This window comes from Pseudomonas sp. USHLN015, assembly GCF_037153275.1.
In the GTDB taxonomy this organism is placed as follows: Bacteria; Pseudomonadota; Gammaproteobacteria; order Pseudomonadales; family Pseudomonadaceae; genus Metapseudomonas; species Metapseudomonas tohonis.
This window is the reverse complement of record NZ_JBBCKP010000002.1, coordinates 473,463-498,766: the sequence shown is the minus strand read 5'-3', so window position 1 is coordinate 498,766 and position 25,304 is coordinate 473,463. Positions and strand designations below refer to the sequence as shown.

Sequence of the window (25,304 nt, the reverse complement as noted above, 5' to 3'; positions counted from 1 at the left end):
CATGAAGAAACTGATGTATTCCAGCGCCGGCCTGCTGCTCATCGCCCTGGCCTTCCTGGCGTTCAACATGGTTTCCGGGCTGGCGCTGACCAACGCCCGGCTCGACCTCACCGAGCAGAAGCTCTACACCATCTCCGACGGCACCCGGCAGATCCTCGGGGAGCTGGACGAGCCCATCAACCTGTACTTCTTCTACTCCGACAAGTCCGCCAAGGACCTGGTCGTGCTGCGCAACTACGCCAAGCGCGTGGAGGAGATGCTCAAGGCCTACGCCCAGGCGGCGGACGGCAAGATCAAGCTGCACATCGTGGATCCCGAGCCCTTCTCCGAGGACGAGGACAAGGCAGCCGAATTCGGCCTGCAGGCGATCCCGCTGCAGCAGGGCGGCGACTCGATCTACTTCGGCCTGGCCGGCACCAACGCGGTCGATGACCGGCAGATCATCCCGTTCTTCCCGCTCGACCAGGAGGAGTTCCTCGAATACGAGATCAGCCGCCTGGTGCAGAGCCTGGCCAAGCCGCAGCGGCCCGTGGTCGGGGTCATGTCGGGGCTGCCCATCAACGGTGGCTTCGACATGCAGACCCGCCAGCCAAGCCAGCCCTGGATGGTGATGGAGGAGATCCGCCAGCTGTTCCAGATCGAGAGCGTCAAGCCCAGCGTCGACCAGATTCCCGACAAGGTCTCGGTGCTGTTGCTGGTGCACCCGAAGAACCTGCCGCAGCAGACCCGGTACGCCATCGACCAGTTCGTCCTGCGCGGCGGCAAGCTGCTGGTCTTCGTCGACCCCTACAGCGAAGCCGACCACGGCATGCAGATGCCCGGCGAAATGGGGGGCGAGGACAAGGCCTCCGACCTTCCCGAGCTGTTCAAGGCCTGGGGCCTGGAGATGGTGCCCGGCAAGGTGGTGGGTGATGGTGCCTACGCCATGTCGGTGAGCATGGGCGAGGGCCAGCGTCCGGCGCGTCACGTCGGTTGGCTGAGCCTGCCGAAGAAAGCCCTGGACGCCAGCGACATCGCCACCGCGAACCTGGAGACGGTCACCGTCGCCACGGCCGGCATCCTGCGCCCGCTGGAGGGGGCGAAGACCCACTTCGCGCCGCTGATCCAGAGCTCGGAGTACGCCATGCCCTTCGACGCCGAGCGTTTCGCCATGCTGCGCAACCCCGACGTGCTGATGCGCGAGCTCAAGCCCAGTGGTGATCGCTACGCCATCGCCGCGCGGATCGGCGGGCCGGCGCAAAGCGCTTTCCCCGATGGCATCGAGGGTCGCAAGGACGGGCTCAAGTCGGCGGACAACATCAACGTCATCGTGGTCGCCGACACCGACATGCTCAGCGACCGCATGTGGGTGCAGGTGCAGGACTTCTTCGGCCAGCGCGTGCCGCAACCCTGGGCCGACAACTCCGGCTTCGCCATCAACGCCCTGGACAACCTCGCCGGTTCAGAGGCGCTGATCAGCGTGCGCTCCCGTGGCCGCTTCACCCGGCCCTTCACCGTGGTCGAGTCGCTGCAGCGCGAGGCGGAAACACGCTTCCGCGAGCAGGAGCAGGTGCTGCAGCAGCGCCTGGCCGACACCGAGGAGAAGCTGGCCAGCCTGCAGAAGAACCAGGACCCGACCAAGGCCCTGGAGCTGACCCCCGAACAGCAGGCCACCCTGCAGCAGTTCATGCAGGAGAAGGTGCGTATCCGCAAGGAGCTGCGCGAGGTCAACTACCAGCTCAACGCCGATATCGAGAAGCTCGGCCGTACCCTCAAGTTCATCAACATCGCCCTGGTGCCGCTGGTACTGACCTTGGGCGTACTGCTGCTGTGGTTCTGGCGTCGTCGCCGGGCCTGAGGAGAGAAGCCTGATGGGACGCAAGGCCCTGTTGTTCCTGGCCCTCGTGGCCATTGCCCTGGTGCTGGCCTATGTCGGCCTGCACCGGACCCCCGAGCCGCTGGCGGCCAAGGGGCCGTCGCCGCTGCTGCCGGCACTGCAGGGCCGGCTCGCCGAGGTGGAGCGCATCGAGGTGCAGCGCCCCGGCCAGCCGGTGCTGCGTCTGGCACGCCAGGACGGCGTCTGGACGTTGCCCGACAAGGCTGGCTACCCGGCGGCCGCCAAGCCAGTCGCCGACCTGCTGAGGGCGCTGGGCGAGGCCCGTGAGGTGGAGGCGCGCACCGCCAGGGGCGAGCTGCACGGCCAGCTCGGTCTGGCGGACAAGGGCGAGGGCCAGGGCATCCGCGTGACGCTCCAGGGCGAACGCCTGCCCGAGCAGGCGTTGCTGGTGGGCAAGCCCGGCCAGCAGGGCAAGGGGCAGCTGGTACGCCTGGCCGGCCAGGCACAGAGCTGGCTGGTCGACCGGCGCATCGTGATGCCGGAGACCGAGCTCGGCTGGCTGGAACGGCGTATCACCCGCATCCCGTTCGACAGCGTGCGCCAGGTGGAGGTGACCCTCCGCCAGGGCAAGGCGCTGACGGTCTATCGCGACGCCGAGGGCGAGCCGAACCTCAAGGTCCGCCAATTGCCGGCCGGTCGCAAGCTGGCCTACGAGGCAGCGGCCAACGGCATGGCGACGCTGTTCGCCAGCCTGGAGTTCGCCGATGCCGCACCGCTGGATCAGGTGCAGTTCAAGGACAGGCCGCTGCTGCAGTTCAGCCTGCAGAACTTCGCCGGTGGCCAGCTCGAGGGCGTGGTCCAGGCGCAGGGCGAGCAGTACTGGATGCAGTTGAAACGCAAGGAAAAGTTCGACGGCGAACAAGTAGCGGGGCGTCTCGACTGGGCTTATCGCATCGAGGCGTTCCAATACCAGGCGTTGGCGAAGACGCTCGAAGACCTCATTTCAGCGAAGTGACGAAGGCAACTACCGGGGCGGGCGACAGGCGTTTGCAAGTTGCTTTTCGTCGGCTCCGGGAGTGCCCCATTATGTGACCCGAAAGACCCATAAAAGGGCGTGGAAGCCCTGCCAGCCGGCCCTTTCACGGTGCCGGAAAAAAGTGCTTTTCTGTAGCATTTCCTGTCGTATACTCCGGTCGCGGTGGTTAAAAGAACGCCATTCGTAATACCCGCCCACGCCTCTCTGGACTGCGGTCGGATATAAGAAGAAGAACGTCCTTGCCTAACCGTCCAAGCCTCTTGAATAAGAGGCAAACAACAAAAATTGCGAGTTTGGAGAGAGTAGTAATGGCTGATCGTGAGGTCGGAACCGTCAAGTGGTTCAATGACGCTAAAGGCTATGGATTCATTCAGCGCGAAAGCGGTCCGGATGTATTCGTTCACTACCGTGCTATCCGCGGCGAGGGGCACCGTTCCCTGGTCGAAGGCCAGAAAGTGGAATTCGCGGTGATCCAGGGGCAGAAAGGCCTGCAGGCGGAAGACGTCTCCAGAGTCTGACGACTCCAGACAAAAGGCCCGTCGATGACGGGCCTTTTGTTTTCTGCGATACCGCGCCGGGCGCTGCGCCTATTCGGTGCGCCAGATGAACTCGTTGGCGCCTGCGGCGTTGACCTTGATCCAGCGATCTGCATCTTCCTCGCCTTCCTCTTCCTGCCAGCCGCCCGGTGCGCAGCGGATTTCCACACCCAGTGCGGCGAAGGCCGCCAGCGCGCAGCCGAGGTCGTCCTCCCAGGGCGTCGTGTCGCTTTCCAGCAGTAGGCTGTGCCACTTGCCCACGGCGCGCGGCAGCCAGGTCACGGGAACGCCACCGGCGTCGCATTTGAAGGTCTGTCCCTTCTGCTGCCAGGGCGAGCAGGGGCCCAGGGCCTGCGCCAGCCAGGTGGCGACGGCATCCTGGTCGGCGTCCTTCAGGTAGATCTCGATATCGGGTTGGCGCATGGCGGGGTCCTAGTTTCTGACGATCCAATCGTAGCGTATGGAGACCGTCACTTCGAAGGCATCCTTGATCACGGCGGCACGGCGTTCGGAGCTGGCGCGCCAGCCGTGGGGCGTCATGGCGAGGAGGTCGGCACGGGCCTCGCTGCTGGCCAGGTGCAGGTCGAACTCGAGGGTTTCGCTGTGGGCCAGCGTCATGCCCTCTGGGATCAGCGACAGGTGCTTCTCGTCGTCGTAGTCGCGCACCTCGTCATAGAGGCGTTCGCGCAGCTGCATCAGGTGGCCGCGGGTCGGGCCCATGCGCAGCAGGCCACCGCCGGGGGCGAGCAGGCGGCGGGCTTCCTGCCAGTCCAGCGGGCTGAAGACGCTGGCCAGCAGCTGGCAGCTGGCGTCGGCCAGGGGCACGCGGGCCATGCTCGCCACCAGCCAGGTCAGGCCGGGGGCGCGGCGACAGGCGCGCTTCACCGCCTCGCGGGATATGTCCAGGCCATAGCCATCGGCGGTGGGCAGGGCGTCGGCGATCTGCGCGGTGTAGTAGCCCTCGCCGCAGCCGATATCCAGCCAGCGCGCCGGGCTGCGTCCTGCAGCCAGCTGGGCCAGGCGCGCGGCCAGCGGCGCGTAGTGGCCGCCTTCGAGGAAGCGCCGGCGGGCCTCGACCATGGCGGCGTTGTCACCCGGGTCACGGCTGTTCTTGTGCTGCACCGGCAGCAGGTTCAGGTAACCCTGGCGGGCGCGGTCGAAGCGGTGGTTGGCCGGGCAGGCGACGCCGTTGTCCAGGGTGGACAGCGGCGCCTGGCAGATGGGGCAGGTGAGCATGATCAGGCCAGCAGTCGCACGAGGGTCTGTTCGTAGATGTCGCTCAGCAGGTCGAGGTCGCTGGCCAGCACGCGCTCGTTGACCTGGTGGATGGTGGCGTTGACCGGGCCGAGTTCCACCACCTGGGTGCCCATGGTGGCGATAAAGCGTCCGTCGGAGGTGCCGCCGCTGGTGGAGGGCGTGGTCTCGCGACCAGTCACCGCCTTGATGCTGGCGGCCACCGCGTCGAGCAGTTCGCCCGGTTCGGTGAGGAACGGCAGGCCGGACAGGGCCCACTCCACGTGATAGTCCAGGCCGTGCTTGTCGAGGATGGCGTTGACCCGCTGCTGCAGGCCTTCGACCGTGGACTCGGTGGAGAAGCGGAAGTTGAACACCGCCACCAGCTCGCCGGGGATCACGTTGGTGGCGCCGGTGCCGGCATTGAGGTTGGAGACCTGGAAGCTGGTCGGCGGGAAGAAGGCATTGCCGTCGTCCCAGTGTTCGGCGGCGAGTTCCGCCAGGGCCGGGGCGGCCAGGTGGATCGGGTTCTTCGCCAGGTGCGGGTAGGCCACGTGCCCTTGCACGCCGCGCACGGTGAGGGTGGCGCCAAGGGAGCCACGGCGACCGTTCTTCACCACGTCGCCCACCAGGGTGGTGCTGGAGGGCTCGCCGACGATGCACCAGTCCAGGCGCTCGCCACGGGCGGCCAGGCGCTCGACCACGGCCTTGGTGCCATGGTGCGCAGGGCCTTCCTCGTCGCTGGTGATGAGGAAGGCGATGGCGCCCTTGTGGCCCGGGTGCGCGGCGACGAAGCGCTCGACGGCGATGATCATCGACGCGAGGCTGCCCTTCATGTCCGCGGCGCCGCGGCCGCACAGCATGCCGTGTTCGTCGATCTTGGCGTCGAAGGGCTGGTGCTGCCAGGCCTGCAGCGGGCCGGTCGGGACCACGTCGGTATGGCCGGCGAAGCACAGCACGGGGCCTTCGCCGCCACGGATGGCCCAGAAGTTCTCCACGTCCTCGATGCGCATGCGCTCGATGCGGAAGCCGACGGCATCCAGGCGGCGCATCATCAGCTCCTGGCAGCCTTCGTCGACCGGTGTGACCGAGGGGCGGCGGATGAGGTCGCAGGCGAGCTCGAGGGTGGGGGACAGGGCGGTCATGCGGGGCTCCGGAAAGGCGGCAAGGCGTGAAAAGGACGACATCTTAAAACATAAACGGCGGCCATTGGCCGCCGTTTAGGTCACCCGCTGCGGGTCAGGCCGCAGCTTCCTGTTGGGGGTGCTCCAGCGGCTTGGGCGCCGAGGAGAGCAGCGCCATGATCAGCGCGGCGAGGTAGGGCAGCGACTGCACCAGCAGCATGGCCACCCAGAACTTCACGTCGGCGCTGGGCAGGCCCTGGACGATGCCGATGCCGATGGCCGCGCCCCACAGCAGGAGCATCACGAAGACCTCTTCGCGGGCTTCGGCCAGGGCCATCATCAGGCCGTGGTTGCTGCGCATCTTCGGCGTGCGGAAGAACGGGATGCTGGTGGTGAAGAAGCCGTACAGCACCGCCTTGGCGATGGTGTGCGACAGGGCCAGGCCCGCCACCGCGGCACAGAACGCGTCCTTCAGGTTGACGCCGACGGCGCGCTGGTAGAGGAACACGATCTTCGCCACCTTGAAGAAGAATAGCGCCAGCGGCGGGATGGCGAAGATCAGCAGCGGCGGGTCGACCCGCTGCGGCACGATGATCATCGCGGCCGACCAGAGCAGCGCACCGATGGTGAAGAAGATGTTCAGGCCGTCTGCGATCCACGGCAGCCAGCCGGCGATGAAGTGGTAGCGCTGGCCACGCTTGAGCTCGGAGTCCTTGCCCAGGAACAGGCTGCGCGCGTGCCCCTTCATGATCTGGATGGCGCCGTAGGCCCAGCGGAAACGCTGCTTCTTGTAGTCGATGAAGGTGTCCGGCATCAGGCCCTGGCCGAAGCTGTCATGGGCGTAGGCGGCGGCGTAGCCCTTCTCGAACACGCGCAGGCCGAGCTCGGCGTCCTCGCAGATGGTCCAGTCGGCCCATTGCAGTTCGTCCATCACGGTGCGGCGGATCATGGTCATGGTGCCGTGCTGGATGATCGCGTTGCGGTCGTTGCGGGTCACCATGCCGATGTGGAAGAAGCCCTTGTACTCGGCGTAGCAGAGCTTCTTGAAGGTGTTTTCCTTGCCGTCGCGGTAGTCCTGCGGCGACTGCACCACGGCGATCGACGGATCGGCGAAGTGCGGGACCATGTGCTTGAGCCAGTTGGGGTTCACGCAGTAGTCGGAGTCGATAACCGCCACGACTTCGGCGTCGGGGGCGGTGTGCGGCAGGATGTAGTTCAGCGCGCCGCCCTTGAAGCCGGCGAGCGGGGCCACGTGGAAGAAGCGGAAGCGCGGGCCGAGCTGTTCGCAATAGGCCTGCACCGGCTCCCAGACCGCCGGGTCCTTGGTGTTGTTGTCGATGATCAGGACTTCGTAGTCCGGATAGTCGAGTGCGGCGAGGGCGTCGAGGGTCTGTTTGACCATCTCCGGCGGCTCGTTGTAGCAGGGCACGTGGATCGACACCTTGGGCCGGTAGGCCGAGTCGCCGATCACCGGCAGGAAAGGCCGGCGGCGCGAGCGCACCCAGACCGCCTCGGCCAGTTCGTGGGCCTCGGTCAGCAGCACGATGAACACGCCCAGGGCACCGATGCCCAGGAGCACCCCGACCGTGAGGCTGAACCAGGTGCTGTACTGCTGGCTGTAGTCGTAGGCGATCCACACCAGCACCGAGCCGCCGGCGAAGGCGACGAAGGTGAGGAAGGTGCGGCCGCGCTGGCGCAGGGCGCTGCCGTCGATGAGCATCAGGGCCAGGGCCAGCAGGGCCATGACCACCGAGGCGACGGCCAGCATGCGCCATTGCGGGATGGCGATCACCGGGCCTTCGAAGTTGAACTTGGGCTGGCGCTCGAGGTTCCAGACCCCCCAGTAGGCGCCCACCGAGCCTTCGTCACTGGCCTTCCACGGCTGGTCGAAGGCTTCGATCACGAAGTAGTTGTAGCCCTGGGCGTTGAGGGCGTTGACCAGGGTGCGCAGGTAGATGGCCTGGTCGGCCTGGGAGGCATCGGCACCGCCGCGCATGCGGCCGTTGCTCGGCCAGCCCACTTCGGACAGCAGCAGCGGCTTCTTCGGGAAGGCCTTCTTCAGGTCCTTGGCGCGGTCGAGCACGAATTGGGTGGAGTCCTCCATGGGGATGAATTCCCAGTAGGGCAGGACGTGGGAGGCGATCAGGTCGACGTGGTTGGCCAGCTCCGGGTACTTCAGCCAGATGTGCCACTGCTCGGAGGTGGTCACCGGCACTTTCACCGCGGCGCGTACGCGGTCGAGGTAGACGGAAAGGTCCTTGCGGCTGATCTCGCGGCGGAACAGCGCTTCGTTGCCCACCACCACGCGGACGACGCTGCGCGAGGTGTTGGCGATCTCGATGGCCTTGGTGATCTCGCGCTCGTTGCGCGCCTCGTCCGGGCTGATCCAGATGCCGAGGGTCACGCGCAGGCCGAACTCCTCGGCGATGCGCGGGATGTCGGCCAGGGTGCCGTCCACCGAGTAGGTGCGGATGTTGTCGGTCTGCTTGCTCAGCAGTTCCAGGTCTTCACGGATCTGCTCGTCGGTGGGGTAGCGGTTCTGCTGCGGGTTCTGGTCCACGCGGAACGGCGAGTAGGAGTAGCCGGAGATCTGCTCCGGCCAGTCCGGAGCGCTGACGGGACGGTTGTAGAGCGCCCAGATTCCGGTGAACAACGCGGCGACCGCCACGAAGACCACCAGGTTGAGTCCAAATTTACGCGATGGCATAGGGATTTCAGGTTCCGAAGCGTGGAACGGGGAGATAGCGCCAGCGAGCGCTGGTCGGCGCGCATGCTACTCCGGCGTCCGGCGACTGTATAGATTGTGTACGAACGATAGCCGTGCCCGCCGGCCATTGCACACAGGCTTTGTCCCTGGGGGGGCGGAGAAGTTCGCGGGGATTTGCCGGGCCCGCCGGGGGCTTAGTGTCGGGCCCGATATGACGCGGACTACAGCGCACGCAGCAGGATGCGCTCGCTGGCGTCCAGGTCGAGGTCGCGGCGTTCGCTGAGGGCGGTCATGCCGTGGCGCTGCAGCTGCGCCAGCACCTGGGGGATGGCCTCGGCGTCCAGCCCGTGGTCGGCGAGGCGGGTGGGCACGCCCAGGGCCTGGAAGAAGTCGCGGGTGGCGGCGATGGCGCCGTCGATCTTCGCCTCCTCGTCGCCCTCGATGCCCCAGACGCGCTCGGCGTACTGGATCAGCTTGGCGCGCTTGGGCTCGCGCCGTTCCGCCAGCATGGCCGGCAGCACCACGGCCAGGGTCTGGGCGTGGTCGAGGTGATACAGCGCGGTGAGTTCGTGGCCGATCATGTGGGTCGCCCAGTCCTGCGGGACGCCGCAGCCGAGCAGGCCGTTGAGCGCCTGGGTGGCGCACCACATGAGGTTGGCGCGCACCGCGTAGTCCTCGGGGTTGGCCAGGGCCTTGGGGCCTTCCTCTATCAGGGTGATGAGCAGGCCTTCGGCCTGGCGGTCCTGCAGGGGCGCATCGGCGGGGTAGGTGAGGTACTGCTCCAGGGTGTGGACGAAGGCGTCGACCACGCCGTTGCCGATCTGCCGGGCCGGCAGGCTGAAGGTGGTGCGCGGGTCGAGGATGGCGAAGCGCGGATACAGCAGCGGGCTGGAGAAGGGCAGCTTCTCCTGGCGCGCCACGTGGGTGACCACGCCGTGGGGGTTGCTCTCCGAACCGGTGGCGGCGAGGGTCAGCACGCAGCCCAGGGGCAGGGCCGCCTTGGCCCGGGTGCCGGTGAGCAGGTCGAGCGGGTCGCCTGCGTGGCACAGCGCGGCGGCGATGAACTTGCTGCCGTCGATCACCGAGCCGCCGCCGACGGCCAGGATGAAGTCGCAGCCTTCGCGACGGCCCAGCTCCACCGCCTTCACCAGGGTGTCGAACTGCGGGTTGGCCTCTATGCCGGCGAAGCGGGTGAGGGTGTAGCCGGCCAGCGCCTGCTCCACCTGCTGCCAGACGCCGTTCTGGAAGATGCTGCCGCCGCCGTGGGTGACCAGCACCCGGCTGCCGGCGGGGATCTCCCGGGCTAGCTTGTCGATCTGGCCTTCGCCGAAGTGGATGCGGGTAGGGTTGTAGAAGCTGAAGTTGCGCATGCTGGGCTCCCTTTTTGTTATCGGCCGACTATAGCGCTGGAGGGCTGCGGGGCGATCTATGGCCCGCCATTCAGCGGCGTCGGGCTTGGGATGGCGGTCGACGCTTCCTATAATGCGCGCCCGGCCAGGTGGCTGGCGAGTTGGGAGCGAGGCATGAGTACAGACGAACGTTTCGGTGGCATCGCCCGCCTCTATGGGCTGGAGGGCGCGGCGCGCCTGCAGGCGGCGCACGTGGCGGTGGTCGGCATCGGCGGGGTCGGTTCCTGGGCGGCCGAGGCGCTGGCGCGGTCCGGCGTGGGCGAGATCTCGCTGTTCGACCTGGACGATGTCTGCATCACCAACACCAACCGCCAGGTGCATGCCATCGAGGGCGCCGTGGGGCGGGCCAAGGTGGAGGTGATGGCCGAACGCATCCGCGCCATCAACCCGGCCTGCGTGGTGCACGCGGTGGCGGACTTCGTCACCCGCGAGACCATGGCCGAGTACATCACCCCGGAGCTGGATGCGGTGATCGACTGCATCGACAGCGTGGCGGCCAAGGCGGCGCTGATCGCCTGGTGCAAGCGGCGCAAGATCCAGATCGTCACCACCGGCGGCGCCGGAGGCCAGGTGGACCCGACGCAGATCCAGGTCACCGACCTGAACAAGACCTTCAACGATCCGCTGGCGGCCAAGGTGCGCTCCATGCTGCGCCGTGACTACAACTTCTCCCGCACGCCGGGGCGCACCTACAGCGTGCCCTGCGTGTTCTCCACCGAACAGCTGCGCTACCCCAAGCCCGACGGTTCGGTGTGCCAGCAGAAGAGCTTCGTCGGCGAGGGTGTGAAGCTGGACTGCGCCGGTGGCTTCGGCGCGGTGATGATGGTCACCGCCAGCTTCGGCATGGCCGCTGCGGCGAAGACGGTGGACAAGCTGGTGGCCGGTGCGCGGCGGCCGTCGGAGCGGGTGGCGGGTTAAGGCGCTATTTCGAGGGCTTCATCGCGAATGAATTCGCTCCCACGCGGAGGGCCGTCGCTGCGTAGGGTGGATGGCGCTCTTCCATCCACCAACGGGGTTGCCGGCGGCTTCGATGGTGGGGTGAGCCCGGGCAACCGGGCAAAGGCTTCGCGAGCAGAGCTCGCTCCTACGGGCGCGAGCGGATTCATTGACCCGCCCTTCACGGCGCGGTCTTGCGCATCCGTTCGAGCACGGCCTTGAGGCCGTTGCTGCGGGACGGTGAAAGCTGGCGGGCGAGGCCGAGCTGGGTGAACCAGTCGGCAAGATCGAGGGTGGCCAGCTCTTGCGCCGGCAGGCCCTGGACGCGCACCAGCAGCACGGCCAGCAGGCCGCGGATCAGCCGCGCATCGCTGGCGGCGCGGAAGTGGCGGCGCCCTTCCTTTATCTCCTCCACCAGCCAGACCTGGCTCTCGCAACCGTGCACGCGGTTGGCTTCGCTGCGCTCGGCGTCGCTCAGGGGCTCCAGGCGTTCGCCCCACTGCATCAGCAGGCGGGCGCGCTGTTCCCAGCTGCCGGCATCGGTGAAGGCGGCGAGGGCTTCGGCGGCTGCGTGTGGCAGGCTCATCGCAGCAGCTCCAGGGCTTTGTCCAGGGCAACGAAGAGGCGCTCTAGGTCGGCGCTGTCGTTGTAGAGGCCGAGCGACACGCGGATCGCCCCGCCGAGGCCGAGCCCCTTGTAGAGCGGCATGGCGCAGTGGTGCCCGGCGCGCACGGCGATGCCCTGTTCGGTGAGCAGGTGGGCGAGGTCGGCGTTGTGCACGCCATCGACGCCGAAGCAGGCGAGCGCCACCTGGGGATCGCCCACCAGGCGCACGCCGTCGCGGGCGGCGAGGCCGGCCATGAGCTTGGCGTGGAGCACGGTCTCGTGGGCGATGACGGCGGCGGCGTCGAGGCTGCCGAGGTAGTCGAGCGCGGCGCCGAGCCCGATCACCGGGGCGATGGCCGGGGTGCCGGCTTCGAAGCCGAGCGGGGCGCCATGGAAGTCGGCGTCGTGGTAGTCGGCGCGATGGACCATCTCGCCGCCGAACTGCCAGTGATCGAGGCGGGCGAGGGCGTCCGCCTTGCCGTAGAGCACGCCGACGCCTTCCGGCCCGTAGAGCTTGTGACCGGAGAATACATAGAAGTCGCAGCCCAGGGCCTGCACGTCATGGCGGCCATGCACCACGCCCTGCGCGCCATCCACCACGGTCAGCGCGCCTTGCTGGCGGGCCATGGCCAGCAGTTCGCCGAGGGGTTGCCAGCGACCGAGCACGTTGGACAGCTGGCTGACGGCCAGCAGGCAGGTGCGGGAGTCGATCAGCCGGCGTGCCTGGTCGAGGTCGATGTCACCGCGTGCATCCAGGGGCAGCACCACCAGCTCGAGCTGGCGGCGGCGCGCCAGTTGCTGCCAGGGCAACAGGTTGGCGTGGTGTTCCAGGGCGCTGATGACGATGCGCTCGCCAGGTGCGAACTGCCGCTCCAGCCCATAGGCCAGCAGGTTGAACGCCTCGGTGGCGCCCCGGGTGAAGACGATCTGCGCCGGATGGGCGGCGTTCAGCCAGTGGGCGACGCGCGTACGGCTGCCTTCGAAGGCCCGCGTGGCGCGCTCGCCCGGCAGGTGCTGGGCGCGGTGCACATTGGCCGCCCCGCTGGCGTAGTAGCCGAGCAGGGCGTCGAGCACGACCTGGGGCTTCTGCGAGGTGGCGGCGCTGTCGAGGTAGGTCTGCCCCTCGGCGTCGAGGGCCGAGAGGGCGGGGAAGTCGGAGCGCCAGGGAGAGGTAAGAGCCATAAGCCACAAGCTTCAAGCTGCAAGCGGAACCGCAAGGGGGCACCGCTTGCGGCTTGCAGCTTGGCGCTGCTCCTGTCAGTTATGCGCGTGCAGCGCTTCGTTCAGCTCGATGGCGGTCTTGTTGGTCTTGCACTCGACGGCGCCGTTCTGCGAGTTGCGGCGGAACAGCAGGTCGGGCTGGCCGGCCAGGTCGCGGGCCTTGACCACTTTCACCAGGGCGTTCTGGTCGTCCAGCAGGGCGACCTTGGTGCCGGCGGTGATGTACAGGCCGGCTTCGACGATGTTGCGGTCGCCCAGCGGGATGCCGATGCCGGCGTTGGCGCCGATCAGGCAGCCTTCGCCTACGGCGATGACGATGTTGCCGCCACCGGACAGGGTGCCCATGGTGGAGCAGCCGCCGCCCAGGTCCGAACCCTTGCCGACGAAGACGCCTGCGGAGACGCGGCCTTCGATCATGCCCGGGCCTTCGGTGCCGGCGTTGAAGTTGATGAAGCCCTCGTGCATCACGGTGGTGCCTTCACCCACGTACGCCCCCAGGCGCACGCGGGCGCTGTCGGCGATGCGCACGCCGGCGGGGACCACGTAGTCGGTCATCTTCGGGAACTTGTCCACGGAGAAGACTTCCAGCAGCTCGCCCTTCAGGCGCGCTTCCAGCTGGCGCTCGGCCAGTTCGGCGAGGTCGACGGCGCCGTGGCTGGTCCAGGCGACGTTGGGCAGCAGCGGGAAGATGCCGGTCAGGTTCAGGCCGTGGGGTTTGGCCAGGCGGTGGGACAGCAGGTGCAGCTTGAGGTAGGCCTCGGGGGTGGAGGTCAGGGCGGCGTCTTCGGCCAGCAGGGTGGCGACCAGCGGCTTCTGGCTCTCGGCCAGGCGGGTCAGCAGGGCGGACTGGGCCGGGTCGATTTCCTTCAGGGCGGTGGCCAGGTCGGCGGCCTGGGTATTGGTGAAGGCGATGGCCTGGTTGCCGGCGCTGTAGCCGAGGATCGGGGTGATGGCCTCGACCAGTTGCGCGGCGGGCTTGAGCAGGGGCTGGGCGTAGAAGACTTCCAGCCAGTTGCCCTGGCGGTTCTGGGTGCCGACGCCGAAAGCGACGCTGAAGAGTTGGGTGGACATGGGAATTCCTCTTGCTGAATAGGTTGGATCAGGCGGTCCGGTCGATGGCTTGCCGGGCTGTGCCGCGTCCGGGGTCGCTCAATTGAACGCGGCGGCGTAGAGATCGGGCTTGAAGCCGACCAGGGTGCGGTTGCCCAGGTCGAGCACCGGGCGCTTGATCATCGACGGCTGGGCGAGCATCAGTTCGATGGCCTTGTCCTGGTCGAGATCGGCCTTCTGCGCGTCATCGAGCTTGCGGAAGGTGGTGCCGGCACGGTTGAGGACGGTTTCCCAACCGTGTTCGGCACACCATTTCTGCAGATTGGCGCGGTCGATGGCGGCGGTCTTGTAATCGTGGAAGTCGTAGCTCACGCCCTGCTCGTCGAGCCAGGTACGGGCTTTCTTCATGGTGTCGCAGGCCTTGATGCCGTAGAGGGTGATGGTCATGGGGCAGCTCGGATTCACGTGAGGCAAGGGCCGCGCAGCCAGTGGCCGCGCGACGTCGGTCGGCGATTATGCCACGCGGGATTGCCCGATGGGGCGCCGGAGCGGCGCCCCGTGTCGTCAGGGCCGAAAGGCCCGCCTGGCGGGCCCTGGGCTCAGAGGCTGCGGACGAAGTCGCGGATGCGCTCGGCGGCTTCGATGCACTCGGCGAGCGGTGCGACCAGGGCCATGCGCACGCGACCGGCGCCGGGGTTGAAGCCGTTCACTTCGCGGGAGAGGTAGGAGCCCGGCACCACGGTGACGTGCTCGCGGGCGAAGAGGTCGCGGGTGAAGGTCTGGTCGTCCACCGGGGTCTTGGCCCACAGGTAGAAGCCGCCGTCCGGGCGTTGCACGTCGAGCACGCCGCCGAGGATGTCGAGCACGGCGTCGTATTTCTCGCGGTACAGGTCGCGGTTGGCGCGCACGTGGGCTTCGTCGTTCCAGGCGGCGATGCTGGCCAGTTGGGTCTGCACGGGCATGGCGCAGCCGTGGTAGGTGCGGTACAGCAGGAAGGCCTTGAGGATGGCGGCGTCACCGGCGACGAAGCCGGAGCGCAGGCCCGGCAGGTTGGAGCGCTTGGACAGGCTGTGGAACACCACGCAGCGGGCGAAGTCGCTGCGGCCCAGCTCGGCGCAGGCGGTGAGCAGGCCGGCCGGCGGGTTGGCTTCGTCGAAGTACAGTTCGCTGTAGCACTCGTCGGCGGCGATGACGAAGTCATGCTCGTCGGCCAGGGCGATCAGCTTCTTCAGTTGCTCGACCGGGACCAGGGCGCCGGTGGGGTTGCCCGGGGAGCAGAGGAAGAGGATCTGGCAGCGCTGCCAGACCTCGGCCGGCACGGCGTCGAAGTCGGGATTGAAGCCGTTCTCGGCGAGGCACGGCAGGTAGTGCGGCTCGGCGCCGGCCAGCAGGGCCGCGCCTTCATAGATCTGGTAGAAGGGGTTCGGGCTGACGACCAGGCCCTGGTCGGCGCGGTTGACCACGGTCTGGGTGAAGGCGAACAGCGCCTCGCGGGTGCCGTTGACCGGCAGCACGTGGCGGGCGGCGTCGAGCCAGCCGGCGGGCACCTTGAAGCGCCGCTCGCACCAGGCGGCGATGGCTTCGCGCAGGGCGGGGACGCCCAGGGTGGTGGGGTACACGGCCATCTGGTCGAGGCTGTCGGCCAGGGCCTTGGCGACGAAGTCCGGCGAGCGGTGCTTGGGTTCGCCGATGGACAGGGCGATGGCCTTCTTGTCGGCCGGTTGCACGCCGCCGAGCAGGGCGCGGAGCTTCTCGAAGGGGTAGGGCTGCAGGTGGTTCAGAGCGTCGTTCATGCGTCGTTCCTGGCTACTGCGAGCGGCTGCACGGGCGCGCTCAGATACTGATTCGGGTGGGGTCAATGCCCTGGGCGTTGGCTTCGGACAGCTGCGAGACGATGGCCGCCTGCAGGCGCTGGCAGAGCTCGGGGTCGGCCAGGGGCTGGTTGTCGGCGTCGGTGACGAAGAACACGTCTTCCACCCGCTCGCCGAGGGTGGCGATCTTGGCGTTCTGCAGCGACAGGTCGAAGTCGAGGAAGATGCGCCCGATGCGCGCCAGCAGGCCGGGGCGGTCGGGTGCGATCACTTCGAGCACGGTGACCGGGCGCTGGGCATCGTTGGAGATGGTCACCTGGGGCGGGAAGGCGAAGTGCTTGAGCTGGCGCGGCACGCGGCGCTGGATGATGGCCGGGTACTCGTCGGGGTTCTTCAGCGCTCCGATCAGGCCCTCGCGGATTTCCTTCACCCGGGCCGGGTTGTCGCCGATGGAGCCGCCGGCGGTGTCGAGCACGATGTAGGTGTCGAGGGTGAACTGGCTGGTGGAGGTGATGATCCGCGCGTCGTGAATGTTGAGGTTGAGCTGGCTCATCGCGGCCACGGTCACGGCGAAGAAGTCGTGCTGGTCGGGGGCGTAGATGAAGATCTGGGTGGCACCCTCGAACTCGCGCTGGGTGGTTTCCTTGATCAGCACCAGCGGGTCGTTGCCGGCCGGGTGCTGGAGGATGGCTTCGGTGTGCCAGGCGACGTCGTTGGCGGTATGGCGCAGGAAGTAGTCGTCGCCGAGCTGGGACCAGAGCTGCTCGGCATCGTCCTGGTCGATGCCGTTGCGCACGAGGATGTCGATGGCGGCGGTCTGGGTCTGGCGGATCTGCTCTTCGCGGTCCAGCGGGTTCTCCAGGCCGCGGCGCAGGGCGCGCTTGGTCTCGGTGTAGAGCTGGCGCAGCAGGCTGGCGCGCCAGGAGTTCCACAGGCTCGGGTTGGTGGCGTTGATGTCGGCCACGGTGAGCACGTAGAGGTAGTCGAGGTGAGTCTGGTCGCCCACCAGCTGGGCGAAGTCGAAGATCACCTGCGGGTCGGAGAGGTCCTTGCGCTGGGCGGTGGTGGACATCACCAGGTGGTTCTGCACCAGCCAGGTGACCAGGCGCGAGTCCCAGGCCGGCAGCTGGTGGCGGGCGCAGAAGGCTTCGGCGTCGACGGCGCCGAGCTCGGAATGGTCGCCGCCGCGGCCCTTGCCAATGTCGTGGTAGAGGCCGGCGATGTAGATCAGCTCGGGCTTGGGCAGCTTGTCGATGACCTTGCTGGCGAGGGGGAATTTCTCCGCCAGCTCCGGCCACTTCAGCTTGCGCAGGTGTTTGATCAGGTTGAGCGTGTGGGCGTCGACCGTATAGATGTGGAACAGGTCGTGCTGCATCTGCCCGATGATGTGGCCGAACTCTGGCAGGTAGCGGCCGAGGATGCCGTAGCGGTTCATCCGCCGCAGGTTGCGGTGGATGCCCTGGGACGACTTGAACAGCTCGATGAACAGGCTGGTGTTGCGGATGTCGCTGCGGAAGTCGTCGTCGATGAGGTGGCGGCTGTCGCGCAGCAGGCGGATGGTGTCGGCGCGCACGCCCTTGATATCCGGGTGCTGGGCCATCAGCACGAAGATCTCCAGCAGGGCGAAGGGGGTGCGCTTGAAGACGTTGGGATGGGTGACTTCGATGTAGCCGTCGCGCAGCTGGAAGCGGCTGTTCAGCGGTTGCGCGGGCGAGGAGCCGGCGCTGCGCAGGATGACTTCCTCGAAGTGCTGGTTGATCAGGTCGCTGAGCTCGGCGACGCCCATCACCACGCGGTAGTACTTCTGCATGAAGTGCTCGATGGCCTGCTTGGCGTCGTCGCCCTGGAAGCCCAGCAGGCCAGCCAGCTTGCGCTGGTGGTCGAACAGCAGGCGGTCCTCGGCGCGGCCGGCGAGCATGTGCAGGGCGTAGCGCACCTTCCAGAGGAACTCCTGGCTGGAGGCGAGCACGCTGCATTCGCTCTCCACGAGGAAGCCTTCCTTGACCAGGGCGTGCAGGTTGAGGCTGCCGAACTGGCGGCGGGCGACCCAGAGGATGGTCTGGATGTCGCGCAGGCCGCCGGGGGAACCCTTCACGTTGGGTTCCAGGTTGTATTCGGTGTCGTTGTACTTGGCGTGGCGGGCCTTGCGCTCCTGGCGCTTGGCGAGGAAGAAGTCCTTGCTCGGCCACATGCGCTCGGGGCTGGTGACGTCCTGCATGCGCCTGCGCAGGCTTTCCGGGCCGGCTATGGTGCGGCTTTCCATCAGGTTGGTGATCACCGTCAGGTCGGCGCGGGCCTCCTCGGCGCATTCGTCCACCGAGCGCACGCTCTGCCCGACTTCCAGGCCGATGTCCCAGAGCAGGGTGAGGAAGCCTTCGATGGATTCGCGGAAGGTCTCATGGTCGGCGCTGTCCAGGAGGATCAGCAGGTCGATGTCCGAGTAGGGGTGCAGCTCGCCACGGCCGTAGCCGCCGACCGCCAGCAGGGCGATGTCGGCGTCCTCGCTCCAGTCGAAGCGCTCCCAGGCGGCGCGCAGGATCTGGTCGACGAACCAGGCGCGGTCCTCGACCAGGCGGCGGATGTCGCGGCCATTGGCGAAGCGGGTGTCGAGGACTTCCTTGGCCTGGCGGATGGCTTTCTTGAAGGCGGCGATGGGGCTGGATTTCAGCGCCAGTTCGGCCTGGAACTGGCCGCGGTCGAACAGTTCGGGATCCACCTGCGGCATCGGTCGCCTTCCTTATATCTGTGGGGCGTTGTCGGGACTCAGGCGGAAACCCGGGGAATGGTGTCGTCGCTGCGCAGGGTGAAGATCTCGTAGCCGGTCTCGGTCACCATCAGCGTGTGTTCCCACTGCGCGGAGAGCTTGCGGTCCTTGGTGATGGCGGTCCAGCCGTCGCCCAGTACCTTGGTCTCGGCACGGCCCTGGTTGATCATCGGCTCGATGGTGAAGGTCATCCCGGCCTTGAGTTCCATCCCGGTGCCGGCGCGACCGTAGTGGAGGATCTGCGGCTCTTCATGGAACACCGCACCGATGCCGTGGCCGCAGAATTCGCGCACCACCGAGAAACCGTTCTTCTCGGCGTGCTTCTGGATCACTTCGCCGATATCGCCCAGGCGGCAGCCCGGCCTGACCAGCTGGATGGCCTTGTACATGCACTCCTGGGTCACCTGGGACAGGCGCTCGGCCCAGACCGGGACCTTGCCGACATGGAACATGCGGCTGGTGTCGCCGTGGTAGCCGTCCTTGATGACGGTCACGTCGATGTTCAGCGTGTCGCCATCCTTCAGCGGCTTCTCGTTGGGGATGCCGTGGCAGACCACGTGGTTGATCGAGGTGCAGATGGACTTGGGGAAGCCCTTGTAGTTGAGCGGGGCGGGAATCGCCTTCTGCACGTTGACGATGTAGTCGTGGCAGATACGGTCGAGCTCTTCGGTGGTGACACCGGGTTTGACGTGCTCGCCGATCATCTCCAGGACTTCGGCGGCCAGGCGGCCTGCCACGCGCATTTTTTCGATTTCTGCGGGCGTCTTGATGGTCACGGTCATGGCGGTTCTCGAGCGTTTCTATATAAAGAGCGCAATCTTAACAGCTGGAAGCCCGAAGCTTGAAGCCGGAAGAGCGCCCGGAGAGTCTCGCTTCGGGTTTTGAGCTTATAGCTTCGAGTAGTTTTTTGTGCTATAAAACGCGCCGCTTTACGGGCACTCTGCCCGCAAGGCTCGAACCCACACACGTATCGACACGATTTCCTGGGTGCCCGCAAGGGTTGGAGATTGGGATGCGTGGAGGCCTAACCCGACTTATCAAGGAACTATCATGTCCCAAGTCAACATGCGCGATATGCTGAAGGCCGGTGTGCACTTCGGCCACCAGACCCGTTACTGGAACCCGAAAATGGGCAAGTTCATTTTCGGCGCGCGTAACAAGATCCACATCATCAACCTGGAAAAAACCCTGCCGATGTTCAACGAGGCCCTGTCCTTCGTTGAAAAACTGGCTGCAGGCAAGAACAAGGTTCTGTTCGTCGGCACCAAGCGTTCCGCTGGCAAGATCGTCCGCGAAGAAGCTGCTCGTTGCGGCTCCCCGTACGTCGATCACCGCTGGCTCGGCGGCATGCTGACCAACTACAAGACCATCCGTCAGTCGATCAAGCGCCTGCGCGACCTGGAAACCCAGGCTCAGGACGGCACTTTCACCAAGCTGACCAAGAAAGAAGCGCTGATGCGCACCCGCGATCTGGAAAAACTGGAACGCAGCCTGGGTGGCATCAAGGACATGGGCGGCCTGCCGGACGCTCTGTTCGTGATCGACGTCGACCACGAGCGCATCGCTATCACCGAAGCCAACAAGCTGGGCATCCCGGTCATCGGCGTTGTCGATACCAACAGCAGCCCGGAAGGCGTTGACTACATCATCCCGGGTAACGACGACGCCATCCGCGCCGTTCAGCTGTACCTGGGTGCCATGGCCGACGCCGTGCTGCGTGGCCGTCAGAACGCCAACGGCGGTGCTGACGAGTTCGTCGAAGAAGCTGCCGCTTCCGAGGCTGCCGAAGGCTGAGGCCAGCGCGCTTAGCGTTACCCGGTGCGCAAGAAGGGGGCTAGGCCCCCTTTTTGCCACCTCCGATATTGTCTGCCCGGAATGCCGGGCTGAATGGTTGAAAACCTATTCAAGAGGATTGCGAACATGGCAGAGATTACTGCAGCCCTGGTTAAAGAACTGCGCGAGCGTACCGGCCTGGGCATGATGGATTGCAAGAAGGCCCTGACCGCCGCCGATGGCGACATCGAGAAGGCCATCGACGACATGCGCGCCGCTGGTGCCATCAAGGCCGCCAAGAAGTCCGGCAACATCGCCGCCGAAGGCGCCATCGCCGTCAAGGTCGCTGCCGACAACAAGGCCGCCGTGATCATCGAAGTCAACTCCCAGACCGACTTCCTGGCTCTGCAGGACGACTTCAAGAACTTCGTCGCCGCCACCATCGAGCAGGCTTTCGAAGAGAAGCTGACCGACGCCGCTCCGCTGGTTGCCTCCCGCGAAGAAGCTCGCCTGGCCCTGGTTTCCAAGACCGGCGAAAACGTCAACATCCGTCGCCTGACCCGCGTCGAGGGTGATGTCGTGGGTGCCTACCTGCACGGCCACCGCATCGGCGTCCTGGTTAGCCTCAAGGGCGGCAGCGTCGAGCTGGCTCGCGACATCGCCATGCACGTGGCTGCCAGCAACCCGCAGTTCCTCAACGCTTCCCAGGTTTCCGAAGAAGCCGTTGCCAAGGAAAAGGAAATCTTCCTGGCACTGAACGCCGACAAGATCGCCGGCAAGCCGGAAAACATCGTCGAGAACATGGTCAAGGGCCGTATCGCCAAGTTCCTCGCCGAAGCCAGCCTGGTCGAGCAGCCGTTCGTCAAGGATCCGGAAGTCAAGGTCGGTGACCTGGCCAAGAAAGCCGGTGCCGAAATCGTTTCCTTCGTTCGCTACGAAGTAGGCGAAGGCATCGAGAAGGTCGAAGTGGACTTCGCTGCCGAAGTTGCTGCACAAGTCGCTGCAACCAAGCAGTAAGACGGCCTAGGCTGTCGCCCCGCAAGAGGCTGCCCGCTAACGCGCGCGGCCTCTTCGTCAAACTGGGGAACCCTTTCGGGGCGGTTTCCGTGGCCATGTCCGCCAGGCGGGCACCAAGTGCCGCGTGCGTAGTCGAAGCTACGCTCCAGGACAGCGGAGCCCCGTGCTCCATGAATTCAATGCGCCGCAGGAGAACTCGTAATGGCTCAGCAGGTGAGTGGTCGCCAACCTCGCTATAAACGCATTCTGCTCAAACTCAGCGGCGAAGCCCTGATGGGGTCCGAGGAGTTCGGGATCGACCCGAAGGTCCTGGACCGCATGGCTCTGGAAATCGGTCAACTGGTCGGCATCGGCGTCCAGGTCGGCCTGGTCATCGGCGGCGGCAACCTGTTCCGTGGCGCGGCCCTCAGCGCGGCCGGCATGGATCGGGTCACCGGCGACCACATGGGCATGCTGGCCACCGTGATGAACGGCCTGGCCATGCGCGACGCGCTTGAGCGTTCCAATATCCCCGCGCTGGTGATGTCGGCCATTTCCATGGTCGGCGTGACCGACCACTACGATCGCCGCAAGGCCATGCGCCACCTCAAGAGCGGCGAAGTGGTGATCTTCTCCGCCGGTACCGGCAACCCGTTCTTCACCACCGACTCGGCCGCCTGCCTGCGTGCGATCGAGATCGACGCCGACGTGGTATTGAAAGCCACCAAGGTGGATGGCGTGTACACTGCCGACCCCTTCAAGGACCCGAACGCCGAGAAGTTCGAGCACCTCACCTATGACGAGGTGCTGGATCGCAAGCTGGGCGTGATGGACTTGACGGCGATTTGCCTGTGCCGTGACCAGAAGATGCCGCTGCGGGTCTTCAACATGAACAAACCCGGTGCCCTGCTGAACATCGTTGTGGGTGGCGCCGAAGGAACCCTGATCGAGGAGGGCGAGCAATGATCAACGAGATCAAGAAGGACGCGCAGGAGCGCATGACCAAGACCCTGGAGTCCCTGGGCCATGCCTTCGCCAAGATCCGTACCGGCCGTGCACATCCGAGCATCCTGGACAGCGTGATGGTGTCCTACTACGGCGTCGATACCCCGCTGCGCCAGGTGGCCAACGTGACGGCCGAGGACTCCCGTACCCTGGCCCTGACCGTGTTCGACAAGAGCATGATCCAGGCGGTCGAGAAGGCCATCATGACCTCCGACCTCGGCCTCAACCCGGCCACCGCCGGCACCACCATCCGCGTCCCGATGCCGGCCCTGACCGAGGAAACCCGCAAGGGCTACACCAAGCAGGCCCGCGCTGAAGCCGAGAACGCCCGTATCGCCGTGCGCAACATCCGCCGCGATGCCCTGGCGCAGCTGAAGGACCTGGTGAAGGAAAAGGAAATCAGCGAGGACGACGAGCGTCGCGCTGCCGATGATGTGCAGAAGCTGACCGACAAGTTCGTCGCTGAGGTCGACAAGGGCCTGGAAGCCAAAGAAAACGACCTGATGGCTGTCTGACGGCACCCCATATGGACAAGAAAGGCGTTTCTCCAGCGATCCCGCGTCATGTGGCGATCATCATGGATGGCAACAATCGCTGGGCCAAGAAGCGCCTGCTGCCGGGCGTCGCCGGTCACAAGGCCGGTGTCGATGCCGTCCGTGCGGTGATCGAGGTGTGCGCCGAGGCGGGTGTCGAGGTGCTCACGCTCTTCGCTTTCTCCAGTGAGAACTGGCAGCGTCCGGCCGAGGAGGTCGGCGCGCTGATGGAGCTGTTCCTCTCGGCCCTGCGCCGGGAGGCGCGGCGCCTGAACGACAACCAGATCCGCCTGCGCATCATCGGTGACCGTTCGCGGTTCCATCCCGAGTTGCAGGCCGCCATGCGCGAAGCCGAGTTGCTGACCGCTGGCGAGCACCGCTTCACCCTGCAGATCGCCGCCAACTACGGTGGCCAATGGGACATCACCCAGGCCGCCCAGCGCCTGGCCCGTGAAGTCCAGGCCGGGCACCTGCAGGTGGACGAGATCACGCCCGGGCTGCTGCAGAACTGCCTGGCCACCGGCGACCTGCCGCTGCCCGATCTGTGCATCCGCACCGGGGGCGAGCATCGCATCAGCAACTTCCTGCTCTGGCAGCTGGCCTATGCCGAGCTGTATTTCTCCGATCTGTTCTGGCCCGACTTCAAGCACGAAGCCATGCGCAAGGCCCTGGGCGACTACGCCACGCGCCAGCGCCGCTTCGGCAAGACCAGCGAACAGATAGAAGCCGAGGCCCGTTAACGATGCTCAAACAACGAATCATCACCGCGCTGGTGCTCCTGCCCATCGCGCTGGGAGGTTTCTTCCTGCTCGATGGCGGCGCCTTCGCGCTGTTCATCGGCCTGGTGGTCAGCCTCGGAGGCTGGGAATGGGCGCGCCTCGCCGGCTTCGACGCCCAGCCCGCCCGTGTCGGCTACGCCGCGCTGGTCGCGGCCCTGCTGTTCGGCCTCTACCAGGCGCCGGCCCTGGCGCCCTGGGTCCTGGCCGTCGGCATCCTCTGGTGGCTGGCCGCGACCTTGCTGGTGCTCGGCTATCCGGGCTCCAGCCGCTACTGGGGTGGCTCCGCCGGCAAGCTGGTGATCGGCCTGCTGATCCTCCTGCCGGCCTGGCAGGGGCTGGTGCTGTTCAAGCAGTGGCCGCTGGCGAACTGGCTGATCCTCGCCGTGATGGTGCTGGTCTGGGCCGCTGATATCGGCGCCTATTTTTCCGGCAAGGCCTTCGGCAAGCGCAAGCTGGCCCCTGCGGTCAGCCCCGGCAAGAGCTGGGAAGGCCTCATTGGCGGCCTGTGCACCAGCCTGCTGATCACCCTGGGCGTGGGCATCTTCCGCGGCTGGGACGGCGGCGTGCTGCTCGCCGGGTTGCTCGGCGCCGCGCTGGTGGTGCTGATCTCGGTGGTGGGCGACCTCACCGAAAGCATGTTCAAGCGCCAGTCCGGCATCAAGGACAGCAGCAACCTGCTGCCTGGCCATGGTGGCGTGCTCGACCGTATCGACAGCCTCACCGCCGCCATCCCGATGTTCGCTGCGCTGCTGTGGGTCGCCGGCTGGGGCAGTCTGTGAGCCGTCCGCAACGCATCACCGTGCTGGGAGCCACCGGTTCCATCGGCCTCAGCACCCTGGATGTCATCGCGCGCCATCCTCTGCGCTATGAAGCTTTCGCCCTGAGCGGTTTCTCCCGCCTGTCCGAGTTGCAGGCCCTGTGCCTGCGGCACCGTCCGCGCTATGCCGTGGTGCCTGACCAGGAGTCCGCCCGCCACCTGCAGGCCGGGCTCCAGGGTGCCGGCCTGACCACGGAGGTGTTGGTGGGGGAGGGCGGGCTTTGCGAGGTCGCGTCCCATCCCGAGGTCGATGCGGTCATGGCCGCCATCGTCGGCGCGGCCGGCCTCAAGCCGACCCTGGCAGCCGTCGAGGCCGGCAAGCGCGTGCTGCTGGCCAACAAGGAAGCCCTGGTGATGTCCGGGGCGCTGTTCATCCAGGCGGTGCGGCATAGTGGGGCGGTGCTGCTACCCATCGACAGCGAGCACAACGCGATCTTCCAGTGCCTGCCGGGGGACTATTCCCGTGGCCTCGCGCAGGTCGGCGTACGGCGCATCCTCCTCACCGCATCCGGCGGCCCGTTCCGCGAAACCTCGCTGGATGTGCTGCATGAGGTGAGCCCCGAACAGGCCTGCGCCCATCCCAACTGGTCCATGGGGCGGAAAATCTCCGTGGATTCGGCGAGCATGATGAACAAGGGGCTCGAGCTGATCGAAGCCTGCTGGCTGTTCGATGCGAGCCCGTCCCAGGTCGAGGTGGTGATCCACCCCCAGAGCGTCATTCATTCCCTGGTCGATTACGTCGATGGCTCGGTGCTCGCCCAATTGGGCAACCCCGACATGCGCACGCCTATCGCCCATGCCCTGGCCTGGCCGGAGCGCATCGATTCGGGGGTCTCTGCGCTGGACCTTTTCCGTATCGGTCGGCTGGATTTCCAGGAGCCCGACGAGACGCGATTCCCCTGCCTGCGCCTGGCGCGACAGGCGGCGGAGACAGGTGGCAGTGCCCCGGCGATGCTCAATGCCGCCAACGAGGTGGCTGTCGCGGCCTTCCTCGAGCGGCGCATTCGCTTCACGGAGATCGCGAGTATCATCGACGAGGTGCTGAACCGCGAATCGGTGCTGGCGGTCGAAACGCTGGACGCCGTGCTGCTCGCGGACGCCCGCGCACGCGCTGCGGCGCAGGATTGGTTGGCCCGTCACGGGCGTTGAGCC

At 66.5% G+C, this 25,304-nt stretch carries 23 protein-coding genes; 11 read left to right on the top strand and 12 right to left on the bottom strand.

Features of this window, described 5'->3' with window-relative positions; translation table 11 throughout:
• The first annotated feature begins 1 nt into the window (after nucleotide 1).
• The 3 genes from WFQ67_RS05570 to WFQ67_RS05560 all read left to right on the top strand — a co-directional run bounded on the left by WFQ67_RS05570 (nucleotide 2) and on the right by WFQ67_RS05560 (nucleotide 3,370).
• The gene (locus WFQ67_RS05570) at nucleotides 2-1,837 is read left to right on the top strand and encodes a GldG family protein (RefSeq protein WP_173176169.1); all 1,836 of its coding nucleotides are present in this window, start codon (nucleotides 2-4) and stop codon (nucleotides 1,835-1,837) included.
• 13 nt (nucleotides 1,838-1,850) lie between these two features.
• The gene (locus tag WFQ67_RS05565) at nucleotides 1,851-2,831 is read left to right on the top strand and encodes a DUF4340 domain-containing protein (RefSeq protein WP_337056355.1); all 981 of its coding nucleotides are present in this window, start codon (nucleotides 1,851-1,853) and stop codon (nucleotides 2,829-2,831) included.
• Nucleotides 2,832-3,160: 329 nt separating this feature from the next.
• On the top strand, nucleotides 3,161-3,370 hold the full coding sequence (locus tag WFQ67_RS05560; RefSeq protein WP_111261686.1) for a cold-shock protein: 210 nt from the start codon (nucleotides 3,161-3,163) through the stop codon (nucleotides 3,368-3,370).
• 69 nt (nucleotides 3,371-3,439) lie between these two features.
• Here WFQ67_RS05560 and WFQ67_RS05555 read toward each other — a convergent pair whose 3' ends face one another.
• The 5 genes from WFQ67_RS05555 to WFQ67_RS05535 form a co-directional block, all read right to left on the bottom strand.
• Nucleotides 3,440-3,811 (bottom strand): hypothetical protein, encoded by a 372-nt coding sequence (locus WFQ67_RS05555; RefSeq protein WP_111261685.1) that lies wholly within the window; start codon nucleotides 3,809-3,811, stop codon nucleotides 3,440-3,442.
• A gap of 9 nt (nucleotides 3,812-3,820) precedes the next feature.
• Entirely contained in the window at nucleotides 3,821-4,624 is an 804-nt protein-coding gene (locus WFQ67_RS05550) for a putative RNA methyltransferase (RefSeq protein ID WP_337056354.1), read from the bottom strand.
• Between the two features lie 2 nt (nucleotides 4,625-4,626).
• Complete coding sequence (dapE, locus tag WFQ67_RS05545; protein ID WP_337056353.1) at nucleotides 4,627-5,766, bottom strand: succinyl-diaminopimelate desuccinylase; 1,140 nt, start codon at nucleotides 5,764-5,766, stop codon at nucleotides 4,627-4,629.
• Between the two features lie 94 nt (nucleotides 5,767-5,860).
• Nucleotides 5,861-8,452 (bottom strand): glycosyltransferase, encoded by a 2,592-nt coding sequence (locus WFQ67_RS05540; RefSeq protein ID WP_173176188.1) that lies wholly within the window; start codon nucleotides 8,450-8,452, stop codon nucleotides 5,861-5,863.
• A 221-nt stretch (nucleotides 8,453-8,673) separates the two neighbouring features.
• Nucleotides 8,674-9,822 carry an iron-containing alcohol dehydrogenase gene (locus WFQ67_RS05535; protein ID WP_337056352.1) on the bottom strand — a complete coding sequence of 383 codons (1,149 nt, stop codon included), beginning with the start codon at nucleotides 9,820-9,822 and terminating at the stop codon, nucleotides 8,674-8,676.
• A gap of 153 nt (nucleotides 9,823-9,975) precedes the next feature.
• Between WFQ67_RS05535 and tcdA the strand changes: the two genes are divergently transcribed.
• Complete coding sequence (tcdA, locus tag WFQ67_RS05530) at nucleotides 9,976-10,779, top strand: tRNA cyclic N6-threonylcarbamoyladenosine(37) synthase TcdA (RefSeq protein ID WP_213625921.1); 804 nt, start codon at nucleotides 9,976-9,978, stop codon at nucleotides 10,777-10,779.
• Between the two features lie 199 nt (nucleotides 10,780-10,978).
• Here tcdA and WFQ67_RS05525 read toward each other — a convergent pair whose 3' ends face one another.
• From WFQ67_RS05525 to map, 7 genes are all read right to left on the bottom strand, one after another.
• Nucleotides 10,979-11,383: a SufE family protein gene (locus WFQ67_RS05525; protein ID WP_337056351.1), complete on the bottom strand. Its 405-nt coding sequence runs from the start codon at nucleotides 11,381-11,383 to the stop codon at nucleotides 10,979-10,981.
• Nucleotides 11,380-12,585 carry an aminotransferase class V-fold PLP-dependent enzyme gene (locus WFQ67_RS05520; RefSeq protein ID WP_337056350.1) on the bottom strand — a complete coding sequence of 402 codons (1,206 nt, stop codon included), beginning with the start codon at nucleotides 12,583-12,585 and terminating at the stop codon, nucleotides 11,380-11,382. The genes WFQ67_RS05525 and WFQ67_RS05520 overlap by 4 nt, the downstream gene beginning before the upstream one ends.
• 75 nt (nucleotides 12,586-12,660) lie before the next feature.
• Nucleotides 12,661-13,695 (bottom strand): 2,3,4,5-tetrahydropyridine-2,6-dicarboxylate N-succinyltransferase, encoded by a 1,035-nt coding sequence (gene dapD / locus WFQ67_RS05515; protein ID WP_213625918.1) that lies wholly within the window; start codon nucleotides 13,693-13,695, stop codon nucleotides 12,661-12,663.
• A gap of 78 nt (nucleotides 13,696-13,773) precedes the next feature.
• Nucleotides 13,774-14,121, bottom strand: coding sequence for an ArsC family reductase (locus WFQ67_RS05510; protein ID WP_213625917.1), 348 nt, complete (start codon nucleotides 14,119-14,121; stop codon nucleotides 13,774-13,776).
• 152 nt (nucleotides 14,122-14,273) lie between these two features.
• The gene (gene dapC, locus WFQ67_RS05505; RefSeq protein WP_213625916.1) at nucleotides 14,274-15,467 is read right to left on the bottom strand and encodes a succinyldiaminopimelate transaminase; all 1,194 of its coding nucleotides are present in this window, start codon (nucleotides 15,465-15,467) and stop codon (nucleotides 14,274-14,276) included.
• A 40-nt stretch (nucleotides 15,468-15,507) separates the two neighbouring features.
• Entirely contained in the window at nucleotides 15,508-18,210 is a 2,703-nt protein-coding gene (locus tag WFQ67_RS05500; protein WP_337056349.1) for a [protein-PII] uridylyltransferase, read from the bottom strand.
• A 38-nt stretch (nucleotides 18,211-18,248) separates the two neighbouring features.
• Nucleotides 18,249-19,031 (bottom strand): type I methionyl aminopeptidase, encoded by a 783-nt coding sequence (gene map / locus WFQ67_RS05495; RefSeq protein ID WP_111261673.1) that lies wholly within the window; start codon nucleotides 19,029-19,031, stop codon nucleotides 18,249-18,251.
• 268 nt (nucleotides 19,032-19,299) lie between these two features.
• Here map and rpsB point away from each other — a divergent pair, with 268 nt between their 5' ends.
• The 7 genes from rpsB (at nucleotide 19,300) to ispC (ending at nucleotide 25,301) form a co-directional block, all read left to right on the top strand.
• Nucleotides 19,300-20,043, top strand: a complete 744-nt coding sequence (gene rpsB / locus WFQ67_RS05490) for a 30S ribosomal protein S2 (RefSeq protein ID WP_111261672.1) — start codon at nucleotides 19,300-19,302, stop codon at nucleotides 20,041-20,043.
• Nucleotides 20,044-20,169: 126 nt separating this feature from the next.
• Nucleotides 20,170-21,039: a translation elongation factor Ts gene (gene tsf, locus WFQ67_RS05485; RefSeq protein WP_173171730.1), complete on the top strand. Its 870-nt coding sequence runs from the start codon at nucleotides 20,170-20,172 to the stop codon at nucleotides 21,037-21,039.
• Nucleotides 21,040-21,240: 201 nt separating this feature from the next.
• Nucleotides 21,241-21,984: a UMP kinase gene (pyrH, locus tag WFQ67_RS05480; protein ID WP_111261670.1), complete on the top strand. Its 744-nt coding sequence runs from the start codon at nucleotides 21,241-21,243 to the stop codon at nucleotides 21,982-21,984.
• Nucleotides 21,981-22,538 carry a ribosome recycling factor gene (frr, locus tag WFQ67_RS05475; RefSeq protein WP_111261669.1) on the top strand — a complete coding sequence of 186 codons (558 nt, stop codon included), beginning with the start codon at nucleotides 21,981-21,983 and terminating at the stop codon, nucleotides 22,536-22,538. The genes pyrH and frr overlap by 4 nt, the downstream gene beginning before the upstream one ends.
• 11 nt (nucleotides 22,539-22,549) lie before the next feature.
• Nucleotides 22,550-23,296 (top strand): polyprenyl diphosphate synthase, encoded by a 747-nt coding sequence (uppS, locus tag WFQ67_RS05470; protein ID WP_111261668.1) that lies wholly within the window; start codon nucleotides 22,550-22,552, stop codon nucleotides 23,294-23,296.
• 2 nt (nucleotides 23,297-23,298) lie between these two features.
• Nucleotides 23,299-24,114 carry a phosphatidate cytidylyltransferase gene (locus tag WFQ67_RS05465; RefSeq protein WP_337056348.1) on the top strand — a complete coding sequence of 272 codons (816 nt, stop codon included), beginning with the start codon at nucleotides 23,299-23,301 and terminating at the stop codon, nucleotides 24,112-24,114.
• Nucleotides 24,111-25,301: a 1-deoxy-D-xylulose-5-phosphate reductoisomerase gene (ispC, locus tag WFQ67_RS05460; protein WP_337056347.1), complete on the top strand. Its 1,191-nt coding sequence runs from the start codon at nucleotides 24,111-24,113 to the stop codon at nucleotides 25,299-25,301. Before WFQ67_RS05465 ends, ispC begins: the two co-directional genes overlap by 4 nt.
• Nucleotides 25,302-25,304 lie beyond the last annotated feature (3 nt).